Raw genomic sequence first — 21,021 nt, forward strand, 5'->3', positions numbered from 1 at the left:
ACATCATGGAACAATCACAAAGACGTTTGGTCTTAGGCCTCTTTCTCATCGTCATCGGTGTGCTTTTTCTGCTGAGAAACCTCGATATCATCGATTTACCATGGTATTTCCATACCTGGCAAATGTTACTCATTGGGCTTGGAGCCTTCAATTTCCTCACCGGAAATCGTTCATCTGGTTTTATACTTGCCGGTATTGGAGCCGTTTTTCTGCTTCCCGACATTATGAGTTTCAATTTCAGGGATATTTGGCCGATTGTTTTAATCATTATCGGTGCAAGTCTCTTCTTCCGTAACCGAAACAGAACTGACGAGGAAGCCTCGAACTAAAAATCTGCTTAGTTGACCAAATCGCACTTTTCGGTTGAGCCGACCGTCATGTGACCAGACATTGGTTATCAAATGCACTGTTATGTTCGGCGAAACCGAACTCTCAAGCTGAGCGACAAAAAAAGGCAGCTCGATTCGAAGCTGCCTTTAACCATTAGCTGGATTGCAAAACATTAAACTATTCCTACTTACTTGTTCCTTAGCTGTGTTGAAAAACTAATTTCTTTTTCGAGCTTCCTGGCTTTGTCTAGCCGGCATCATTTCTGCACGGGTTGCTCTGTTACTTACAATACAAATGTAGGGCCGATGTAAGAATCATTTTCCTCCTACTTGCTAAAGCCATTACCTGTGTAATTTTTTTCAACAAATTGATGATTTCCGCAGGTGGGACATATCCAGAAACGCTGAAATGAGCACACTGGCCACTCTTTTTTAACGTAAAGCTGTTTATTTATCCCATGGCTGTTTTTTCGGCTGGCCAAACTGATTATATTCGCAACGTAAAAACACAAGCAATATGTTTAATCCTGCAGTTACTTCCGGTGTTGATCTTTTCGTTTACATCGCTATTGGACTTATCTCCCTTGTTAATGCACTTCTTTTCGTTAACGCTAGAAAAACGAAAGCCAAGGCTGACGAGAACCACAAATAGGGGTTTGCTTTTGAAAAAATGAGTACATCAGGCTCATTTGTTTCAATAGAAAATGAGCAAAAAGTATACGCTATTGGCGATATACACGGCTGCATCAATACGTTAAAGGCTTTATTGGATCAAATCGACTATAAGGGGCAATGGCCTCTTTTTTTATTGGGCGACTACGTAAACAAGGGGCCCTCTTCATTCGACACCCTCAACTTTATCATCGATTTAAAAAGCCGGTTTCCCAAAGTCTTTCCTCTGGCAGGCAATCACGATCAGTACCTCCTCTCCTTACTCACCAGAGACGACGACGATTGGCTCGATTCTTCGGAATACGCTAACATGAAACGTTATGAAGAGTATCAGACCGTTTCGGATCACAACAAGCGGCTATTTGTAGATTTTCTTCTTTCGCTTCCCTTGTACTACGAAACTGAAACCACCTTTTTTGTACATGCCGGGTTCAACTTTGAAAGGAAAAGCATTTTTGACGACACCAGAGCCATGGTCAACACGAGGGCCTTTCATTACGACGCCCGTAAGGCCAGCAACAAGCGCCTCGTTCATGGACACTTTCCTGTAGAATTGGCAATTATGAGGAAAAGAATAGAGAGGAAATTTCCAGTGATTCCACTGGACAATGGTTGTGTGTATTCAGGCGAAAGAAAGGATATGGGATCGCTCTGCTGCCTTGAGCTAAACGAAATGAAGCTTTTCACTCAGCCCAGGATCGACTAGACCAAAAAAACCGGAGACAGCCTGGATGCAATTGCAGGCACGAGCCTGCTCGTTATACTTCCAGGTCTTTGTTGTGGCTGCTCACTTTGCTGTTGGGCAAAATAATCGGGCAAATAATCGCCAACACAAACAAAACACCAATAATAACTACCATTGCCATAGTTTCGAAATTTTTATGAGAGCTCAAATATAGATCAATATTGCGTTGACACCAACTATTAGCTTACCTGGCTCACAATCTATTTAAATTTTTTGCTAGTTCTTACCCGCACTACACAACGCCCTGCTGCAGCATGGCGTCCGCTACCTTTCTGAACCCTGCGATATTGGCACCCTTTACGTAGTCAACAATCTTGCTGCCAGCACCATGGTTAACACAGTTTTCATGAATACTTTTCATAATAATTTTAAGCCTATAGTCCACTTCATCCCGTGTCCACGAAAGCCTTTGGGAGTTTTGTGCCATCTCCAGTCCGGAAGTGCCCACACCACCTGCATTGGATGCCTTACCTGGCGAAAACAACACGCCTTTTTGCCTGAGGAAGTGCATGGCTTCGGGGGTAGTAGGCATATTGGCCCCTTCAAAAACGCCAATCACTCCGTTCTTCACCAATGTTTTGGAATCATCTTCGTCAAGCTCATTTTGTGTGGCACAAGGGTATGCTATATCGCACTTTATTCCCCAAGGTGTCTTGCTCTCATGAAACTCCGCCTTGAACTTGTCAGCATATTCTTTTATCCTGCCCCTTCTTACATTTTTCAGGTCCTTAATAAAATCAAGTTTCTCTGCGTCAATGCCAGCTTTATCATAAACAAAGCCTGATGAGTCTGACACCGTCACAACTTTTGCACCCAGTTCAATAAGCTTCTCGGTGGTGAACTGAGCTACATTTCCTGAGCCAGAAACCACGGCCGTTTTGCCTGCTATCTCATGACCATGGTGCCGCAGCGCCTCGTCACTGAAATAAACGCAGCCATAGCCTGTTGCCTCGGGCCTGATCAGGCTGCCTCCATAGTTCAACGATTTGCCGGTAAGCACGCCCGTAAACTCGTTGGTCACTTTCTTATACTGCCCAAAAAGGAACCCAATTTCCCTGGCACCCACACCGATGTCTCCGGCAGGCACATCGGTAAACTGCCCTATATGCCTGCAAAGCTCCGTCATAAAGCTTTGACAAAACTTCATCACCTCATTGTCGCTTTTTCCCTTGGGGTCGAAGTCGGAGCCACCCTTACCTCCACCCAGCGGAAGGGTAGTAAGACTATTCTTAAATACCTGCTCAAATGCCAGAAATTTAAGTATGCTCAGGTTGACAGAGGGATGAAACCTCAAACCACCTTTGTATGGCCCAATAGCGGAATTCATTTGTATCCTGAACCCCCGGTTCACTTGAATCTCTCCTTTGTCGTCCAACCAGGGCACCCTGAAAATCACCACTCGCTCCGGCTCTACCATCCTTTCCAAAATTTTTGCCTTTTTGTACACAGGATGCTCCTCCACAAAAGGAACTATCACCTCCGCAAATTCCAATACAGCTTGCAGGAATTCCTTCTCTCCGGGGTTTTTTGCTGCAGTTCTTTCCATAAATGCGGATACTAAAGCAGTGTGGCTCATGTCTCTTTTTTTTAGGTGTTGATTGATCTCAAAAAATTAATATAAAAGTTTTCAGCGACAAACGTAAACTCGGCGGAAAAAACCGCCTTCAGAGGGCCCCTATTCAGTTTGTCGGTGCCTGGCACAGTGGTCATTTGAAAGTAAATGGTTATTTTTGTGTGAAACGTAAAAAATGTCGCTTCACCACCCCATTGAACTAACCAAAGCCCAGGAGTCAAGGGCTGCCATTGAAAGAGTTTATATCGAAATGCGCCACCTGTTCAACAGTGGCATATACAAGCCTTCGGGGGCATCTGGCCAGCAACTCACCGACTCACTGCTCACCCTCCGGCCGGAAATTTACGGCTCAATGAACGACCCCTCAAAGGTTGAGTTGGACGGGCTGGTATATGTAATCGAACGACTTCCAAAGGGGATAGAAGAGTGTCGTTTTATCCGGCTGATCTCAGAAGAAGGCTACCACAAATCTGGCTTTGAAGTGCTCATTCCTCATGCGAGAAAGAGAAACTGCTACAGGATTGATGACGAGCAAATGTTCATTGAGGTAACCAGAGGCAGAAGTGAGATTTACGACATTCTCACTCACCTCACCTTCATGTACCACGAAGCGGAGAAAATAAAAGAGCACGCCTATGACGGGGGTGGTAACCTGAGGAAAGAATGGCTCGCACTGGAAAAGCTGGTCATCAGTGAGCAGGATTTGAAGGGAAAAAGCAAGGAGCTTGCCTTCACCTACTTGTCCACTTTGCTGGGCAGAACCTATGAGGAGACCAAGGCGGCTGTTATGCGCCTGCAGTCGTCCAAGTCGAATAACAATGGTCTGTTTCACATTGTCTACTGGCTGGGCACCTTGATCATTCGTGAAAAACAGGAAAACAAAACCATTGAAATTTCTTTTTCCCCCACACTCCGCCAGCGCATTGGACACCACATGTACGGTGAGCGCTGGTCGCAGCAAATCAACAAATACCTGATAAAAGCAAAGCTGCTCGACAGACCCATCCATGTCATCAGCGCCAACCTTCACAGTTTCCTCAACACTCTTTACTGTTTTGCTGCCCTAAAAGAATCGGAGCGCAAGAAGCAAAGCCTGGAAGATGTGGCGCTTATGCTGAGCGACCCGAAAAACAAAGAGCTCAATGACCGGGTAGAAGCATTTGCGTCCAAAAATGGCCTGCACCTCATCAAAGACAGCAACGGAACCAACATCTCTGTTCAGGTAATCGACACCGCCAAAATCAACTTTGATCTTCTCCCCGCAGAAATTAAAGCTGACCAGGCAAAGACCTGGAGCAAGAAACCAGTGCTCATCGTTTTCGATTACGCCTTTGGTGAGCAGGCCTATGAGATCATGGATGAGCTTTTGAAGCCACTGGAGGAAAACGATCAAATCTCAATTAGAGTGGCGTCTATCAATATCATGGGCAAGGCAGGCATATTGCAGGGCGGCAAAGGAGACATCATGATTCCCACGGCGCATGTGTTCGAAGGCACGGCGGACAATTACCCGATCGTCAATGATTTCAAGGCCAGCGACTTCCACGCAAAGGGATTATATGTTTGCGAAGGGCCTATGATCACCGTGCTTGGCACCTCTCTTCAAAACAAAGAAGTGCTGGAGTACTTCGAAAGCTCTTCGTGGAATGCCATTGGGCTGGAAATGGAGGGGGCACACTATCAGAAGGCTATTCAATCACATGCGATTATCCGCAACAGTATCAGCAAAGACGTGGTGCTAAGGTACGCCTACTACGCATCTGACAACCCTTTGGTAACGGGCAACACACTTGCTTCGGGCAGCCTGGGCCTTGTTGGTGTAAAACCAACCTACCTGATCACCACTGCCATTATCAACAAAATCTTTCAACAACAAGAATAGCCACACACTCAGAAGCAAAACCCCAATGCTACGGAAAGCTCCCTCCGTTTTCAGCGATTATGGAAGAAATATTACATCTGTAATGATAGGGTAATAGAATAGTAATGAACAAGTTACGCTGTATTACGTTATTTACAGTAGCTAATTGTACCAAATCATGCAACTGAGTAATCTACAATCGGAAATTCTTCACTCGGTGGAGAACCTAAAGACAGATCAGCAAAAAGATGTGCTTGAGTACATCTCAGAACTGCAACTAAATGATCAGCGGGTCAAAGCAAGGCTAAAGAGCCAGGCGCTAAAAGAAATCAGGCTTGCCCTGAAGAATGAGGCGTTTGCTTAACTAGTCTTCTGACAGCACGATTATCTTGTCCTTACTGGAAAAGGTAATCAGATCAGATTTCTTTGGGTTAACCACTACCCCATAGCCCTGGGTGGCATTTCTGGCATCGGAAATTTTCCGGTAGCCAATAGCAACTTCATTCTTTCTGGCGGCCGACTCCAGAATCGTGTAGAAGTTCACTGGCTTATCTACATTGATATAGTCGGTAACTGGTTTTATGTAAATCTCCGAACCATCCGCATCAAAAAGATCCTCAAAAACCCTCATCAGGTACTTGTTCTCAGCTACCTGAGTCATCAATAAACTTAACAGTTTATCACTGACAATAAAATCGTCGGCACTGGTAATATCTGCCAGCTGCCTGTTTCTCATGTCGAGCATCTCCGACACAATGTTCATTTTTCGTGGAGAACTGGAAGAAATATTACGCAGGTGCAGCAGTGTGATTAGTGTTTGGGCATCCGCCTCCTGAATGGGGTAGTACTCCTGATAGCACAGCAGCATGATATAGTCGAACGTCTGGCATTTCTGCATCTCCAAAACTGCCCTGTCCGTTGTGTCAACCATTTCAAACTCAAGAGTGAGGTTGCTCACTGTCTTTTTAAGCTTCTCTATCTGCGCTACCGCATCGTCAAACTTCGAGATTACCTTAATTGAAGACCCAGGCTGTACATAATTATCCAGTTCCTGAATGATCGTTTTAGCTCTGTTGTTCCATCCAATCAATAGAATTGTCTCGGCGTGGGGAACATCTACTTCGGTCGTTCTTATCGAGCCTTCTTCCAAATTGAAATTTGTGCGATTAGACACAATCATTGTGTCATCGTCTTCGGTGACCCCAATCATTAAGTCGCCAGGCTGAATGACGGTACTCATTGGCGGATTTACCTCCACATGGTTGTCGGAGGCGAACTGTATACCAATGATAGCAGAGTCTTCATAGCTGAAAATAGCCTCCCGAAAAGTCTTGCCGACAAGCTTTGGCTCCTCCACAAAATAGATTTCATCGCCACCAAAATCCATCAGCTCAATATAAACAACCGACAGCCCCGACTGACGACTTGTTTGCACCATGATTTTGGAAACAAAGTCGTCGGAAAGGATAAGTTCCACCTCGTCCTTGCCCACCATTTTTGCCACTTCGAAGTTCCTTTTGTTTTCTATTTCGGCTGTGATATGATACGGGGCCTGCCTCCTGTGTGGGCTGGAAATGATGGCCAGGATCGTTTTAATAATTTGGCTATCAGAATTCTCATTCTCTTTATCCAGGATAATGATCGACTTTGAGTTAACAGGGTTGCCAATCTCGAGGTCATGGAGGTCGATCGGGTTACCCGTTCTGCAAATGATCTTAGTGTTCTTGGTGTTGCCAATTTTGTCCTTTATCTCGTCCTCCATCAACACCTTATCCTTGTCGGCCAGGATTACAATTTTAGGATTCTTCTGGTTTTCGTTGGCGATGATAAGCTCTGGAATGATGGTAAATATTTTTGAAGACCAGCCAAGGATGAGCACATGATCCTGCTCCATTACGAACGAACGACCTTTTCTTAGCTGATCCAGCTTGTCCATGATGCCATTGGAAATCAAACCAATCAGGATACTGAGGATGACAATACCAAGCAGCGTGACCAGGAACATGAAAATCCGGAAATCCCAGTGGCCATCGTGCTCGCCAATAGTACCGGGATCCAGCACGTGCATCAGACTTGTCCAGAAGGTGTCAATGAAGCTGAGTCTGGTTACCTCATCGGGATGAATATTGCCCAAATAAAGAATGGTGGCGAACATCAAAACCAGGAGCAATGCCACCAAGCCCAGGTACGAAATAAGCTTGGTAGAGCCAGCGGACATGAAATTATCAAATGCGTATTTCAGCCGGGCCTTGGTTGATTCGTTATTCATTTAAAAGGTTTAAACAGCTCAAAAAAAATTCCATTTCGTCGATAGAAACAAAATTATCTAATTTACCAGTATAGTAAAGCATAAACGTTTCAATTACCGGATATATTTGGGATAAAACACCTTTGGCTGTGAGATGGTTATAAAATTACTGGCGGAATACCAGCCTATTCTGTGATTCACCGTCGCTTCAACTATAACAGAAAGATTAAAACCACCCGGTAAGCCGGAGGTAATCATACAGCGTCACCCGAAATGCTTCTCTTTTTTCGTCAGATGTAAAAAGCGGCACTTTCTCTTCGTCTTTTCGAAGCGCAAATCGCCCCCCATCCATCATCGCATTATAAAGAGTGGCTGAAAAGGTCAACTGGTCCTGCATATTGCCCTCCCGATAAATAAGCTGATAGCCAGGAAGTGTGTCGCTGCTGACCGTAACATCGATTTGTTCCAGGACACTCCACTTCTCTGACCAGTTAAGCATCAGATAGGCCCTGTCCTGTCGCCAATTGAACACAATGGTCGGCACCAAGGGCGACAAAGAATCTTCGTCCCATGTTTTGTGGGTATAGAGGTAAACCCCAGCTTCTTGCTGTTCCGTTGTGGTGTAGGCTGACTGCCGCATGTTCTTGAAAAAGAGTTCGGAACGGTCCGTTGTTTTAAAGTCGAGTTTCTCAACATCAACTTTTTTGCCTTTGTCAACGTTACATGCTAGTAGAAAAAATACAGCCCCTACTAAGGTCAATACATTTTTCATTTGGTAAGAATAGTGCTTCCTTTGAACACAAACATCTCTCTGATTAGTTTTCCGTCTTATAACAATTAAACAATGAAGAAAATACTTATTGCTATTGTATTGCTGGTTGTGTTTGTTGGTTTGGTTTCAGCCTGTGGCTATTATCGCTTATATAACAATATAGTTACTCTCGAAGTGGGGATTGATGGCCAATGGTCTCAGGTGGAAAATGTTTACCAGAGAAGGGCCGACCTTATCCCCAACCTGGTGAACACGGTAAAAGGCTACGCCGACTTTGAAAAAGAGACCCTCACCCAGGTAGTTGAAGCCCGGGCCAAGGCAACGTCAACAACCATTCGTGCCGATAACTTGTCTCCTGAAGGAATGCAGCAGTTTCAGCAGTCTCAGGACGGACTTGGTTCGGCACTTAGCAGGCTGATGGTGGTGGCCGAGCGTTATCCTGATTTGAAAGCCAATCAAAACTTTCTGGAGCTTCAGGCCCAGCTTGAAGGCACCGAAAACAGGATTGCTGTTGAAAGAAAAAAATTTAATGAAGTAGTACAGGCATACAATACCACTATCCGGAGGTTTCCCGGCAATTTATTGGGTTTTGAGAAAAAAGGCTATTTTGAAGCTTCTGAGGGTGCGGAAAAAGCACCTGAAGTAAAATTCTAAACTATGGCGAAAGAATATTTTAGCGAAGAAGAACGCCGCAATATCGTGCAAGCGATCAAGGAGGCCGAGCTGGCAACCTCCGGCGAAATCAGGGTACACATCGAAAGACATTGTCAGAAAGATGTGCTGGACAGGGCTGCAGAAGTTTTTTCCACATTGAACATGCAGAAAACCAAGCAACGAAACGGTGTGCTTTTTTACCTGGCTGTGGAAGATCATCAATTTGCGATAATTGGTGATGCCGGCATTAACCAGGTGGTGCCTGACCACTACTGGGGCGACATTAAAGACCACATGAAGGATCGCTTCGTGTCAGGGCAACTGACCCTTGGCCTGAGTGATGGCATCCGTATGGCCGGAGCCCAGCTAAAAGAACATTTCCCTTACCAAAAAGACGACGTAAACGAACTCCCTGATGACATTTCCTTTGGCCAAAATTAAGTTTCTCTATTTTTTCACTGGTTTACTGTTTATGGCCGGCTTAGCGGCTTCGGCCCAGAGTTTTCCAAAGCCAATGTCGCCGCCGAGGATCGTGAATGACTATGCAAATTTGCTAACATCTCAGGAATCTAATATGCTGGAGAGTAAGCTAAGGCAATACAGAGATAGCACCTCCACCGAAATGGCCATTGTTATTGTAGAAACGGTAGGTCAGAATGATATTGATGTATACGCCGTTGAGCTTGCTGAGGAGTGGGGTATTGGCGGGAAAAAATACGACAATGGCATAATTATTCTTGTCGCTCAAAACGACAGAAAGGTTAGTATCAAAACCGGGTATGGAATGGAAGGGCCTATTCCCGATGCATATGTAAAAAGAGTAATTGACAGATACATCATACCTAACTTCAAGCAAGAAAAATATTTCGAGGGGCTTGATCAAGCTACGAGCCTTATGATGAGCATGGCCTCAGGCGAGTTCAAGGCAGACCCACGAACGGCAAAAAAAACGCCGGGAATTTTGTCTCTTATTATCGTTTTCTTCTTTGTCATCATTCCTATTATTTCGGTTTTTCGGGGAAGAAGAGGGCATTTTTCTTCACGCAAGCCTGGGTTCTGGACAATGCTCTTCCTCATGTCGAGCATGAATCGGGGCCGTGGCAATACTTTCAATGATTTTAACAGTGGCAGAGGAAGTTTCGGCGGCGGGAGCGACTTTGGTGGCTTCGGGGGTGGAAGCTTCGGTGGCGGTGGTGCCAGCGGTTCCTGGTAGTCAGGCTTTTCTGAATACCAGGGTTGTCATGCATCTAACATCGTCCACCACAGTGGTTTTCACGGGTTCTATCAGCTGCCAGGAAAACTTCTCAACGATTTCCTCGATCAAACTTCTGGTGAGTAAAAACCTTGCCGATCCATCAGGAATCAGGTAGCGACCACTTCCCAGATTCTCAATGGCATCCGGAAGGCCAATATCGCTGGTCATGCGAATAAAAAGAATGCCATCGGGAGCTAATACCCTAAACAACTCGGCCACCTGTTTGTGAAAAGCATCCACGCTTTCAGCAAAGTGTAGCACAGCACTGCTGACTACAATGTCGAAGTAACCGGCTGGCAAAGGCAAACTCTGCGCATCTCCCTCTATCAGCTTTCTTTCATCAAAATCCGGTCTGACCCCCTTGAGCAGGTATCGAAGCATTTGCAATGCAGAAGGGTTTTGATCGAAACCATACACATCAAAGCCTTCTCTGGCGAAATAAATGAGGTTTCGACCCTCGCCACAGCCTACGTCCAGCACCTTGCTTTTTCCTTCAAAGCGGCCCTTGAGTATTTGATCCAACAGGTAGATGTCGATGTTGCCCAGTTGGGCATTGAGTTCTCTGAAGTTCATTGCTCCGATTCCGACAAAAGGTTGGATGCCTTCAAGGCCTCTTCAAATGCCTGCCTTCCGGCCTCAATTATTTCTTTGGCTCTGTAGAATTCAAATGTAGAACAAGCCCGCCTTGACACCTCAACACTTAACCCCGGCTTGTATTGCTTCAATAGCTCTGAAGTAAGCCGATCCTGCAGAAGGTCAAGGGAGTCGTTGAGCAAATCAAAGAACCCCAATTTCTTCTTTGCGGAGCTGGAGCCAGGAATCACTTTGCTTATCTTGCTCATCATTTCCTCCAGTCGCTTTGTGTATTGATTGGACTCTCTTTTCTCTTGTTTCTTTAAAGGACTAACGTACGGCTTGAATGCATTTACATTGGAAACAACGAGGATGTCTCCCTTGGTTCTTTTCACTTTATCAGCCGGCACAGGATTGGTCACACCGCCGTCGACATACAGACTTTCACCCGACTTAAGGGGCGTGAGCACGGTGGGTATTGCTACTGATGCTCTGATAGCATGATACATGCTCCCGGAGTCGAACACCTTCTCCTTTTGTGTGTTGAGGTCAGTTGAAACGGCAATGAACGGGATTTGCATTTCTTCTATTGGCCGATCCGGGATAACTTTCTCCAGGTTCTTGAAAACCTTTTCCCCCTGATAAAGCCTTGCGAACTGAAAGTAAAATCGATGAGTTTAAAAACCTCAATTCTATCAAGATGGCTAATCCAATCCTTGAATTCCGGCAACTTGCCACAAGCATGAAACGCACCAACCACTGATCCCATAGACGAACCAGCGATTGAACTGATCTCGAAGCCGTGGTCAATGAGCCCCTCGATTACGCCAATATGTGCGACTCCTCTGGCCCCACCACTCGAAAGCACCAACGCTACTTTTTTACTCATATGTAAAAATAGTTTTTAACAGACACTTTAATATGTAAATTTTCGAGCTAAATCTAAACACCAACAAAATGACCCCATTCCACCTCGCCTTCCCCGTTAGCGATATTGAGGCTACCCGAAAGTTCTTCACTGAAGTGATTGGCTGCAAAGTAGGCCGCTCAGCTGAGAAGTGGATCGACTTCGACTTTTTTGGGCATCAGATCAGCGCCCATTTGAAGCCGGACGAAGTAGCACAGGCAAAAACAAATGAGGTGGATGGCGACAAGGTGCCTGTCAGGCATTTTGGAGCCATACTCAAGTGGGAAGAATGGCATGAGCTGGCCGACAGGCTGACCAAGCAAGGCATCGAGTTCATTATTGAGCCCCATGTGAGGTTCAAAGGCGAAGTTGGCGAACAGGCTACTATGTTTTTTCTCGATCCGAGTGGCAATGCGTTGGAGTTCAAGTCGTTTCAGGACATGTCGCAGGTTTTTGCCCATTAACATATGAGCTGGGTCGAAATCGTAGTAAGTCAGTTGAAGGATGTTTATTCAGGTTCGCCCTGGTATGGCAAGCCGGTTAGAACAATTTTGCGGGAAATTATGCCGGAAAAGGCAGGCGTGCGCCCCGATGATTCTTCACATTCGGTCTTCCAGCTGGCACAACACATGCTTACCTGGCGCACCTATGTGGTAGAACAACTAAAAGGCAATGAGGGGTATAACGTACCTATCGATTCTGAGAAAGACTGGAGTCAATCGGGAGTAACGAACGCAGCGGAGTGGCCCGCTTTGCTCCAGGCCTTCGACGACAACCAGACAAAGCTCTTGGATCTTATTCAAAAAACTTCAACGGATACATTTGCGAAGCAAGTACCGGGAAAGTCCTACGACTTTAAACACCTGATTGAGGGCATCGTGCATCACGACATTTACCATGCTGGCCAAATGGTGACCACAGCGAAGGTTGTGAGCGCCTACCTGCCCTCCAGCTAGTGCACGTAGCTGCCTGCGTTGATATCAATGGTGCTGCCAGTCGCATGGTCGGCCAGGCCGCTGCATAAGAAGGTCACCATGGGTGCGATGTCCTTCGGCTCAGTGAGTCGTTCAAGTGCCAAATCACCAAGCACCACCTGCTCGCCATAACGCTCCACAAATTCTTTGGCCATATCGGTTCGCACAAAACCTGGCGCAATATTGAACGCTTTGATACCCTGCTTACCGTAAGCCCTCGCTATCGAACGGGTAAGCGATACCACCCCACCCTTCGACGCTGCATAGGCCAGGTACTCGGCAGTGTCACCTCTAAAGGCCGCTCGTGACGAGATATTGATGATCCTTCCTGTGGCCTTTCTTTTGAGCCAATGATCGATGGCCCTTTTGCAAAGAATGGCAGTTGCGTTAAGATTAACCATCATGGTTTTGTTCCATTCTTCAAGCCACTGCTTATCGGCTGAACCCATGTCGGAAGCTATGGCCAGACCCGCATTGTTGACCAAAAGTTCGAGAGACCCAAATTCACTCACCACCTTATCGAACAGCTGCACTACCTGATCTGGTTGAGCCAAATCTGCCTGAAAAGCTTTGCTCTCATTACCCAGCACATGGGCCAGGTTTTCAGCCTCTCTGCCACTCTTGTGGTAATGCACTGCCACGGTGGCTCCGGCTTCTGCCAGCTTAGCCGCAATGGCTTTGCCTATGCCCCTGCTGGCTCCTGTTACGAGCACATTCAGGCCAGATAAATTAATGTACATAGTGAAGGATCATTCGATATGCCGAAAAATAAGTGATTAGCGCTGAAACTAAAAGTCAATAAGCAATCCTCTCTTAGAATGATTTTCCAATTTACCAATAGTAAGGCAGCCTCAGCGAAGCGGGAGACCAGGAAAATTGGTGAATCTGGTTTAAGAATGTCGATAACTAAAATAAGTTAACTATCTTATATATAAGAAGTTATGGTTTTTGTGTGTGATTATCCACAATTTTTGCTAAGTTATCCACAATTCATCTAACGTGCTGATTTGATGATCTTTCCAACCGTCACTTTTCCGTCACCTGAAAATGCCTGATAGAGATAAACAGCTGGCGGCAATTCCTCTCCGTTTGAATTTCTGCCATCCCAGGTCAGTTTGCTGCCTAATTTTCCCCGGTTATTAATGGTTCTCACTTGCTGCCCGGAGAATGAAAATATTTTTATTGACTCAACCCCAGCCGGGGCTTCATTTTGGAAGTATATTAAATCAACAAAAGGATTAGGAAACGTCACCAGATCAACTTCTCTGTTGCTTAGTCCGGTTACATCCATTGGCCCTTCAAAATTTTCTATCTGCTGATCCAGCCAAGTGGTGCGCTGAGTGATCCAGTTCCTTAGGTAGTCCACCTCCGCCATGTAAGTTGCTCCGACAAAATTGTTGGGCCACGTGTACTGGCCAATTACCGGCCATCTTTGAAAATTCCTATTTTTGGCCTCAGATAAGACGTCGGTATATTCATCAATCATCGTGCTTATTGCTTCGTCGGACCAGGCACCACTCCGCAGCGTCATCCACCGCAATTTCACCTGTTGTCTGAAAACAGGGTCGGTCATCAGTTTGTCCCACCAAAAGGGAACCAGCCAGAAGTCGTTCGGACAAATGTCGTTGAACTTATAGGCCCAGCCCTGGGTGTTTCCTCCCTGGCAGTAGTCGGCGTTGCCAAACGCAAGGTTAAAGTCCCATATTGGCCCAAGAGTCAGGAGCCCACCCTTGTCATCTTTGTCCTTGTACATAAAGGTGCTGAGCCTGTAGCCATCAACATTTCTGCTGAGCTCATTGATCAGGAAGAAGTCAACAAAGCTCGACAGCTCTATATATTTGCGGTAGCCCGACACCGGATCCCTAAAGGAACTCGACTTCAGAGCACTTTCGAAGCTCTTCATAAAGCTTTGTATATATGCCTTTTGAGCGCTGGTGATTTCGTCATCTGCTGGCTCATCGTATTGAAAGAAGGCCACCTGATCACTGTTTTTATAATTGTTTGGTCGGTACTCTGACGCAAAGCCCCCACCACCGCTGCCGTCAAACTTATCGAGCTTCAAAATGTAGCCTCCGGTCAGCTCTTCTCCCTCGTTATCCTCTGGCTTTAGGTTGGCTATATCCACCCTGTTTTTGTCCCTCTTCACCTTTTCCATAAATAGGTAGATGCCGTGGTATTGCCCATTGAGCACCACTTCAACATATTTTGTTCTTGAGCTATAGCGTTCAGTGAATGAGAAAAGATCGAAGGTTAGTTTGTTCCGCATTAGCGTTTTGTCGGAGTAAGGCCCGTGCAAAACCCAGTCTTCCTCGGCCGGAAAACCCAAAATGGCCGTATCAAGATCCTGGCCTTGATCGTCCCAGGTCTCAATGCCGAAGGACTTCTTTGGAAACAGGGCTTGAGAAGAGGAGCCCCTGAATTCAATACCGATGAAGCCGTCGTAGTCAGTAAAAGGACCGGAGATATTGTTAGTAATCCCTTCCGGATTGTTGATTATGCCCATTCTTGCTTTCACCTTGGGTTCGTTAACAATGGTACGCCCTTCGGTGTCGATGATAATAATGGGGAGGTTTGACGACTCAAAATCAACAGACTGTGACTGAGCGGACAGCGTGCAAAAAATGGCTCCTGCAAGCAGAGCTCTTAGCAATGTTGTTTTCATAAAAGTAGGTTTACTTACCAAATGTCTTCAAAATAGCTCAAGGCTGTTGGCTCAACCAGCAGGCCTTTAAGCTTAAGGTAATCCAGGTAGGCCGACAGCAACAAAAACTGATCCTTAATTACTCTACCCCTTAGCTTTTCCTTCGCTTTTAGCCACTTTAAGAGGCTTTCTCTCGCATCGCCAGGGTCTATGGCAGACAATTTCTGTCGATATGCGTCTAATTGAGCATCCAGTTCTTGCAGGGCTTTGAGCCGTTCCGCTATCCTCAGTGTTTTCTCATAGGCCCCATTTAGTTGAACATCCCACTCGGTTCTTGCCTTTACCTCCGCCCATTTATCATTGATCAGAGACAACTGCCTGTTCTGCGTTTGCATGCGATTGGTGTTGAAAATTGGGATGCCGATGCCTACCCGCAAGCCAAACCTCTCTTTGCCCTCCACATCCCACTCGGGCTGCACAAAGCCGATGTCCCAATCACGTTTTTCCAGCAGCACCTTACTCTCTGCGAGCTGCACATTCAACTGCTCCTTCTCCGTGGCAAGCCGCACCGCTGATGGCACCTGCATTAACTCGTCCACTGTGCTCAACAACTTTTCCAACGCCACATCGGGGAACACGCTCTCAAACAATGACTGGGCAAGTGTTTCTACTTTAGCTGGATTCGGATCATCCAGGAAATCAGCAAGCTCATTCTCCAATTCCTCGGACAATTCCATGCGGTTCACTACCAGATCAATCCTTTCAAGCTCCACATCAAGCAATTCTTCGGCATCAAATTCGCCTTCGGAAATGTATTGAGCCATATTCTCCAACCACTTCTGCCGCCAGGCAACAGACGCTTCGGTTTCCTGGAATTGCAATGCGACATAGCTGATTTTCAGCCAGGTTTCAATCTTATCGAAAAGAGCTGTTTGCATTGCCTCCTTCAACTTCAACTGGGCCTCCGTCTCCAAAAGTTTGCCCATACTTTTTCCTGCCGCATAATAGAAAGGGTTGGTCGGACGAAGACGGAAGGCGTACTCAGTTTTGTCGTTGGTGATGCCTCCCACTCTGAAATCAATCTCATCAAAATAAGCTACGCCGTACCTGTTCTGCTGAAACCATTCTACCTGCTGTTTGGCTGCTTTTATTTCGGGCCTATTCTCAATTCCGACTGTGATTTGATCAAACAACGGCAGGGGCTGCTGCATGGCCTCCACGAAAAAGGGGAGGAAGAAAAGGCCTGTCGCTAAAAGCTTGCTACCTCTCATGGCACCAGAATCATTACCTTTTCTCCCTGAAGCCAGCCTTTTGTGTTATCGAGTTTGAAGAAGATCTCTTTGCCGGATTGCTGAACAGGCAGCTGTTGCATCATAGTAGGCAGCACTTCAACACCGCCTGACCCGATATAGGTAGCTGTCGTTTTCTTATCTGTTTCCAGTGCCGACTGCACCACCACCCGGGAGAGCTCGCCAACAATATTGGTTTGGTCTGTAATATAGGCCCTCACAAATTTGTTTTCGTCAGGCAATAGCGACAGCAAATCAGAAAAGCCATCGGCGGTTTGACCCTGCATAAAATAGACATTGTCGACGATGCCGCTGGCGGGAGCCAACAACACAAGCGATGCCTTTTCTGCCTCCAGTCTCTGTTTCTCATGTAGCAGCTCTTCCCTGCTGGCTTCAATGGCCTTTACTTGTAGCTGCCTCTTTTTTAGTAACAACGACTGTTTGAGTTTATTCTCGGAAACACTTGCCTCAAAATTTTGCTCAACAATCGCCAGCTTCCAGGCTGCTGCGCTTGTGGTGTCTTTTGCTTCGGCAGTAGTGAAATTCTTTAGCCAGGAGGCGTCCCGGTTCTCTGCCATCCTGATCTCGGCGATAGCCTGCTCTTTTTTCGTGCGCTCCTGCTCTAGCTCCAGAGCCAGCTCATTTTTTTCGATTTCAAACTCAAAAAGCTCCTTTTCGCTTGTAGCTTCAAGCTTAGCTTCTTTATAGGCCAGGTCTTGAAGGTCATCGAGGATGGCCTGCGACTCAAGCCGCATCAGTACAGCGCCCTTTTCTACTTTTTGGCCGGGGGTAACGTTCACCTCAAGGATAACTGCTTTGCGTGGATGGTTGAGTCTCACCTTGGGGCTTTCCACAACGCCATATAAATTGGCTTTGCGCACAGGATAGTCGAGGCTGAAATAGAGGAGAGCCCCAGCCAGAAGCACAATTGTTATATAGAATGCGTAATAGTTTTGTTTTGGGATGCTCATTTACACTCTTACCAAATTTCCTGATTTTGACCATTTCACCTGAAGAACCCCTTCGATCTCACTCATTTGCTGCAAAAAAGACGTTGCCGCCTCTCCGGCTACCCGAACCACCTGCCACTCGAGCTGCCAGGTAGCTTCCTTTCCTTTTTGCTGACTAACCAACCGAATTTTCACGCTCAACGGCTTTATAATTTGTTCAATTTGTGTCGCCAGCTCCATTGTTTCTATGGTCACTACGAGCGTAAAACGCTCTTTCTGGTTCTTTCTCTCTACAAAAAAATGAAGTAGCCAGGCCACCAGACAAAACATGAAGGTGCTGGAAATAGCGATGCTGAACCCGTAAACACCCAGTGCTATGCCCAATGCCAGTGTGGAAAAAAGAAAAAGCAGGTTTTTGGGCTCCTCTATTCTGGTTCTGAACCGGATAATGGCCAGTGCCCCAAAAATGCCCAAGCCACGTGCCAGGCTGTCTCCTATCGACATCATTACGGCGGTGGACACCAGCGTGGCTAGGATCATCGAAATAAAAAATTGGTCAGGATACACGAAACCCGTGTAGGTCTTTTTATGCGTGACGGCGATAAGCGAAGCCAAAACAAGGCCCCACATCAGGGTGTAAATAGCTGTGATGAAAGTGGGGAACCCCGACTGAAGCTCCACCGGAAAAAATTCAAGCATACATTCTAATGTTCGTATTTACTCTAGCGTAACATCTAAGTAATGTATCCTTAACGTAAAAAAAAAGCGACCTGGTAGGGCCGCTCGCTATTAATTTCCACTCTTTTCGTCAATAAAGTGCCATATCGAACCTACGCCGGTACTTTTTTGTCAGCTCATTTTGTGCACCGATGAGCTGAAAGAAAGCGACGGCCGCCCTTCTGGGCAGCTCCTCCATAAACGCTTTGTCGATCGTAACTGCTTCTATGAGCAAGCTAATGCCGCTTTCGGGGTCATTGTTTTTAAAAGCCTCCTGCGCCGCTCCGAGTTTTTTTCCAACTGCACTGTCAACAGAAATGTCTGCTTCCAGAAAATCCGCCATTTCTTCTATTCGCTGGATGTCCTCGAAGAACTTATTTCTGTTCACCACCTTTAACAGCACTTCTCTCGCCGTGGAAGGATCCTGCAAAACAATACTGCTGGCCATCAGCATCCTCCCCTCATCACTCGCCGGATAGTCAATAATAAAACTCTCCAATTCACCCAGGGCGTTCTCATCGCCAGCGATCAGTTTTTGCTCTATTTGGCTCAAAAGCTCCTTTTCCTCGCTTGGCAAATATTGATCCAGCCATTTTTGAATTTCATGTTTGGGAAGTGCGCCTGTAAATTCGGCAACGACCTCGCCCTTATGGAACATTTTGACTGCCGGAATGCCCTTGATGCCATACGCTGCAGACAAGTGCTGGTTTTCGTCCGAGTTCACCTTCACCAATTCCCAGGCACCGTTGGCCTCACCGGCCAGTTCTTCTATGATCGGCCCTAAAAACTGACAGGGGCCACACCAGGGTGCCCAAAAGTCGACAACAACGGGCACGTTTTTACTTTTTGCTATTACTTCTTTATCAAAATCCATGGTTTAATTATTTCCAGCCATTTAACAAAAAGGTGGGCGCTAGCAGTTCCTAAAAACAACACTTTTGAAGACTGCTCTACGTGTTTCCCCAGGCGTTCAGCACCAGGTGGCGGCTTCCTCCATAGTTCCTGTGCTCGCAAAGGTAAATGCCCTGCCAGGTGCCAGTGTTGAGGCTGCCATTGGTAACCGGAAGCTGTACGGATGCTCCCAGCAACGATGCTTTGATGTGTGCCGGCATGTCGTCGGGGCCTTCCATGGTATGCCGATAGTAAGGTGCATTTTCAGGTACCATTTTATTGAAGTGACTTTCGAAGTCAACCCTAACGGTCGGGTCTGCATTTTCATTGATCGTGAGGCTGGCCGATGTGTGCTGAATAAACACCTGTAGCACACCTTGCTTGATTTTTTGCAGCTCAGGAAACTGTTCCAACACCTCTCTGGTAATAAGATGAAACCCCCTTGGCTAGGGCTTTAGCGTTATCTTTTTCTGAAAAAATTCCATGACTAATAGTAACGATTGGGTACCTGATTTGCAACCTGTGCAAAGGGCAAACGCATTTAAAGCTGCTTAATTACCCCTCGTCGTTTTCCTTTTGTCCAGGAACCCATTCGTAAGCCCCGATGTCAGGAAGGCTGTCTCTTTGGTGCCCAAGGTTATCGAGATCGATATTGAGGTATTTTGCCTTGTTGATAAGAGGCGATAAACTATCAGGGCGATAGTCGTACAAAAATTCGTTGAAGAATTTTGGCGGCGTGTTGATCAGGTTGTTGTTGGCGTTCAGTAGCGAGTTGGTCGTTTTCAATAAGCTGTTGCCGACCTGGTAAATGAAGCTGGCGCCTCCCCCGGTATTGAACTCGATCTCCTCCTTCTGCGTACCCCAAATCACACTGTTGAATACCCGTGCCTCTAACGGTGCTGCAAGCAGCTCTTCATTTGCCAGCAAAATATTGTCTGAGAAAATGACCGAAGGGTCTTCCCGAAAGAAGTCGGAGGGGTAATTGGAAAAAGTGCAGTGCTCGTAGCGGTAGTTGCCGCCAGCCACGTTCGCTACCAGATAACGAGCCGCATTGTACACGACAGTGTTGTAGGCGTATACATCACTCGTCAAGGCCAGAATGCCATCGGACGACATGTTGCCAATGGTACTATTGGCAATCACTACATCAGGAATGTCGTCATCGTCGGGCGTACCTATTCTCAAACCTACCTCCCCATTTTTGATCACGGTATGATTAAGGAAGTTGTCTTTACTCCCCTCCAGGAAATAAATGCCAACCCATTGGCCAGGAGCTTCCCGATAGTCTCGGTCGTTACGGGTATTTCTAAAGATCACTTTTTTGTCTGGCGTTCCCCCGGTAATAAGCGTGCCCAGTACAAACAAATGAGCTCCCGGTTGCATAAGCACTTCAACACCCGCCTTAATAGTTAAAGTTACACCAGGGGCAACAACCAGTGAGTCTGAAACAACATAGGGCATACCAGCTTCCCAGGTTTGATCCTCTTCGATAATACTGAGCCCCTTGTAGTATGACGCATCCTGCGCCCAGGCATCCAGCACCACATTGGTACGGGTGGTGCCTACCACTTCCAGGTAGTCCAGCACTCTCTTCGCTTCGACCTCACCCGTAACGGGTAGCCTGCCATTGACCAACACGAGCAGGCTATCCTTGCCCAGGATTTTGATGTTGTTGAATGCCTTTCCCGACAAGCCATTGATGGTCAACTCAAATGGAGAGCCTTCCAGCTGTTTGAGTCTGATCCCAGGCACTATAACTCCACTCTTGTTGGGGTTGTAAAGCAGCAGCCTGTACGACGGGCTCAACTGGGTGGTCAGCAGCGTGTCGAAGTACAGCGTGTCGGTAGAAAAGTAAAGAGACTCATCAGAAAGCTCAGAAAAAACCTCTTCGTCGGGTGTGCATGCCCACCAAAGGGGAAGAATGAGCAGCCATACGAGTCGACGGGTCAACATAAGTGCATTTTGAACGA

The 21,021-nt window shown here is 46.5% G+C and carries 22 protein-coding genes and 1 pseudogene; 10 read left to right on the forward strand and 13 right to left on the reverse strand.

What is annotated here, in order from left to right:
• The first annotated feature begins 5 nt into the window (after positions 1-5).
• The 3 genes from RT717_RS23950 to RT717_RS23960 all read left to right on the forward strand — a co-directional run bounded on the left by RT717_RS23950 (position 6) and on the right by RT717_RS23960 (position 1,707).
• Positions 6-329: a LiaF transmembrane domain-containing protein gene (locus tag RT717_RS23950; protein WP_317488870.1), complete on the forward strand. Its 324-nt coding sequence runs from the start codon at positions 6-8 to the stop codon at positions 327-329.
• A 517-nt stretch (positions 330-846) separates the two neighbouring features.
• Positions 847-981, forward strand: a complete 135-nt coding sequence (locus RT717_RS23955; protein ID WP_317488871.1) for a hypothetical protein — start codon at positions 847-849, stop codon at positions 979-981.
• Positions 982-999: 18 nt separating this feature from the next.
• Positions 1,000-1,707: a metallophosphoesterase family protein gene (locus tag RT717_RS23960; protein WP_317488872.1), complete on the forward strand. Its 708-nt coding sequence runs from the start codon at positions 1,000-1,002 to the stop codon at positions 1,705-1,707.
• A 271-nt stretch (positions 1,708-1,978) separates the two neighbouring features.
• Here the strand turns inward: RT717_RS23960 and gdhA are convergent, their stop codons facing one another.
• The gene (gene gdhA / locus RT717_RS23965) at positions 1,979-3,322 is read right to left on the reverse strand and encodes an NADP-specific glutamate dehydrogenase (RefSeq protein ID WP_317488873.1); all 1,344 of its coding nucleotides are present in this window, start codon (positions 3,320-3,322) and stop codon (positions 1,979-1,981) included.
• Between the two features lie 172 nt (positions 3,323-3,494).
• Here gdhA and RT717_RS23970 point away from each other — a divergent pair, with 172 nt between their 5' ends.
• Positions 3,495-5,201 (forward strand): DUF6909 family protein, encoded by a 1,707-nt coding sequence (locus RT717_RS23970; protein WP_317488874.1) that lies wholly within the window; start codon positions 3,495-3,497, stop codon positions 5,199-5,201.
• A gap of 157 nt (positions 5,202-5,358) precedes the next feature.
• The gene (locus RT717_RS23975; protein WP_152001483.1) at positions 5,359-5,544 is read left to right on the forward strand and encodes a hypothetical protein; all 186 of its coding nucleotides are present in this window, start codon (positions 5,359-5,361) and stop codon (positions 5,542-5,544) included.
• On the opposite strand, the gene RT717_RS23980 is transcribed toward RT717_RS23975, so the two are convergent.
• Together RT717_RS23980 and RT717_RS23985 are read right to left on the reverse strand one after the other, a co-directional pair.
• The gene (locus tag RT717_RS23980; RefSeq protein ID WP_317488875.1) at positions 5,545-7,449 is read right to left on the reverse strand and encodes a CASTOR/POLLUX-related putative ion channel; all 1,905 of its coding nucleotides are present in this window, start codon (positions 7,447-7,449) and stop codon (positions 5,545-5,547) included. It abuts the gene before it with no gap.
• Between the two features lie 205 nt (positions 7,450-7,654).
• Positions 7,655-8,200: a hypothetical protein gene (locus RT717_RS23985; RefSeq protein ID WP_317488876.1), complete on the reverse strand. Its 546-nt coding sequence runs from the start codon at positions 8,198-8,200 to the stop codon at positions 7,655-7,657.
• Between the two features lie 72 nt (positions 8,201-8,272).
• Here RT717_RS23985 and RT717_RS23990 point away from each other — a divergent pair, with 72 nt between their 5' ends.
• The 3 genes from RT717_RS23990 to RT717_RS24000 are packed head-to-tail and all read left to right on the forward strand — an operon-like array spanning position 8,273 to position 10,067.
• Positions 8,273-8,854 carry a LemA family protein gene (locus RT717_RS23990; RefSeq protein ID WP_317488877.1) on the forward strand — a complete coding sequence of 194 codons (582 nt, stop codon included), beginning with the start codon at positions 8,273-8,275 and terminating at the stop codon, positions 8,852-8,854.
• Positions 8,855-8,857: 3 nt separating this feature from the next.
• Positions 8,858-9,295: a TPM domain-containing protein gene (locus tag RT717_RS23995; RefSeq protein ID WP_152001479.1), complete on the forward strand. Its 438-nt coding sequence runs from the start codon at positions 8,858-8,860 to the stop codon at positions 9,293-9,295.
• Positions 9,270-10,067 (forward strand): TPM domain-containing protein, encoded by a 798-nt coding sequence (locus RT717_RS24000; protein ID WP_317488878.1) that lies wholly within the window; start codon positions 9,270-9,272, stop codon positions 10,065-10,067. Before RT717_RS23995 ends, RT717_RS24000 begins: the two co-directional genes overlap by 26 nt.
• On the opposite strand, the gene RT717_RS24005 is transcribed toward RT717_RS24000, so the two are convergent.
• The gene (locus RT717_RS24005) at positions 10,068-10,682 is read right to left on the reverse strand and encodes a class I SAM-dependent methyltransferase (protein ID WP_317488879.1); all 615 of its coding nucleotides are present in this window, start codon (positions 10,680-10,682) and stop codon (positions 10,068-10,070) included.
• Positions 10,679-11,571 (reverse strand): annotated as a pseudogene (locus RT717_RS24010) (patatin-like phospholipase family protein). The gene RT717_RS24005 and the pseudogene RT717_RS24010 overlap by 4 nt, the downstream one beginning before the upstream one ends.
• A 68-nt stretch (positions 11,572-11,639) precedes the next feature.
• Between RT717_RS24010 and RT717_RS24020 the strand changes: the two are divergent.
• Positions 11,640-12,053, forward strand: coding sequence for a VOC family protein (locus tag RT717_RS24020; protein WP_317488882.1), 414 nt, complete (start codon positions 11,640-11,642; stop codon positions 12,051-12,053).
• 3 nt (positions 12,054-12,056) lie between these two features.
• Positions 12,057-12,545 (forward strand): DinB family protein, encoded by a 489-nt coding sequence (locus RT717_RS24025; protein ID WP_317488883.1) that lies wholly within the window; start codon positions 12,057-12,059, stop codon positions 12,543-12,545.
• On the opposite strand, the gene RT717_RS24030 is transcribed toward RT717_RS24025, so the two are convergent.
• The 8 genes from RT717_RS24030 to RT717_RS24065 all read right to left on the reverse strand — a co-directional run bounded on the left by RT717_RS24030 (position 12,542) and on the right by RT717_RS24065 (position 21,004).
• Positions 12,542-13,303 carry an SDR family NAD(P)-dependent oxidoreductase gene (locus RT717_RS24030; RefSeq protein ID WP_317488884.1) on the reverse strand — a complete coding sequence of 254 codons (762 nt, stop codon included), beginning with the start codon at positions 13,301-13,303 and terminating at the stop codon, positions 12,542-12,544. The genes RT717_RS24025 and RT717_RS24030 overlap by 4 nt on opposite strands.
• A 254-nt stretch (positions 13,304-13,557) precedes the next feature.
• Positions 13,558-15,225, reverse strand: coding sequence for a CotH kinase family protein (locus tag RT717_RS24035; RefSeq protein WP_317488885.1), 1,668 nt, complete (start codon positions 15,223-15,225; stop codon positions 13,558-13,560).
• A gap of 14 nt (positions 15,226-15,239) precedes the next feature.
• Positions 15,240-16,475 (reverse strand): hypothetical protein, encoded by a 1,236-nt coding sequence (locus RT717_RS24040; protein WP_317488886.1) that lies wholly within the window; start codon positions 16,473-16,475, stop codon positions 15,240-15,242.
• A complete protein-coding gene (locus RT717_RS24045) occupies positions 16,472-17,464 on the reverse strand; it encodes an HlyD family secretion protein (protein ID WP_317488887.1) in 993 nt (330 codons plus the stop codon). Before RT717_RS24045 ends, RT717_RS24040 begins: the two co-directional genes overlap by 4 nt.
• The gene (locus tag RT717_RS24050; protein ID WP_317488888.1) at positions 17,465-18,142 is read right to left on the reverse strand and encodes a DUF4956 domain-containing protein; all 678 of its coding nucleotides are present in this window, start codon (positions 18,140-18,142) and stop codon (positions 17,465-17,467) included.
• A gap of 109 nt (positions 18,143-18,251) precedes the next feature.
• Positions 18,252-19,034 carry a thioredoxin gene (gene trxA, locus RT717_RS24055; protein ID WP_317488889.1) on the reverse strand — a complete coding sequence of 261 codons (783 nt, stop codon included), beginning with the start codon at positions 19,032-19,034 and terminating at the stop codon, positions 18,252-18,254.
• A gap of 76 nt (positions 19,035-19,110) precedes the next feature.
• On the reverse strand, positions 19,111-19,479 hold the full coding sequence (locus RT717_RS24060; RefSeq protein WP_317492380.1) for a secondary thiamine-phosphate synthase enzyme YjbQ: 369 nt from the start codon (positions 19,477-19,479) through the stop codon (positions 19,111-19,113).
• A 127-nt stretch (positions 19,480-19,606) separates the two neighbouring features.
• Complete coding sequence (locus RT717_RS24065; protein WP_317488890.1) at positions 19,607-21,004, reverse strand: right-handed parallel beta-helix repeat-containing protein; 1,398 nt, start codon at positions 21,002-21,004, stop codon at positions 19,607-19,609.
• Positions 21,005-21,021 lie beyond the last annotated feature (17 nt).

Origin of the sequence: Imperialibacter roseus, assembly GCF_032999765.1 — a bacterium.
Lineage (GTDB): Bacteria > Bacteroidota > Bacteroidia > Cytophagales > Cyclobacteriaceae > Imperialibacter > Imperialibacter roseus.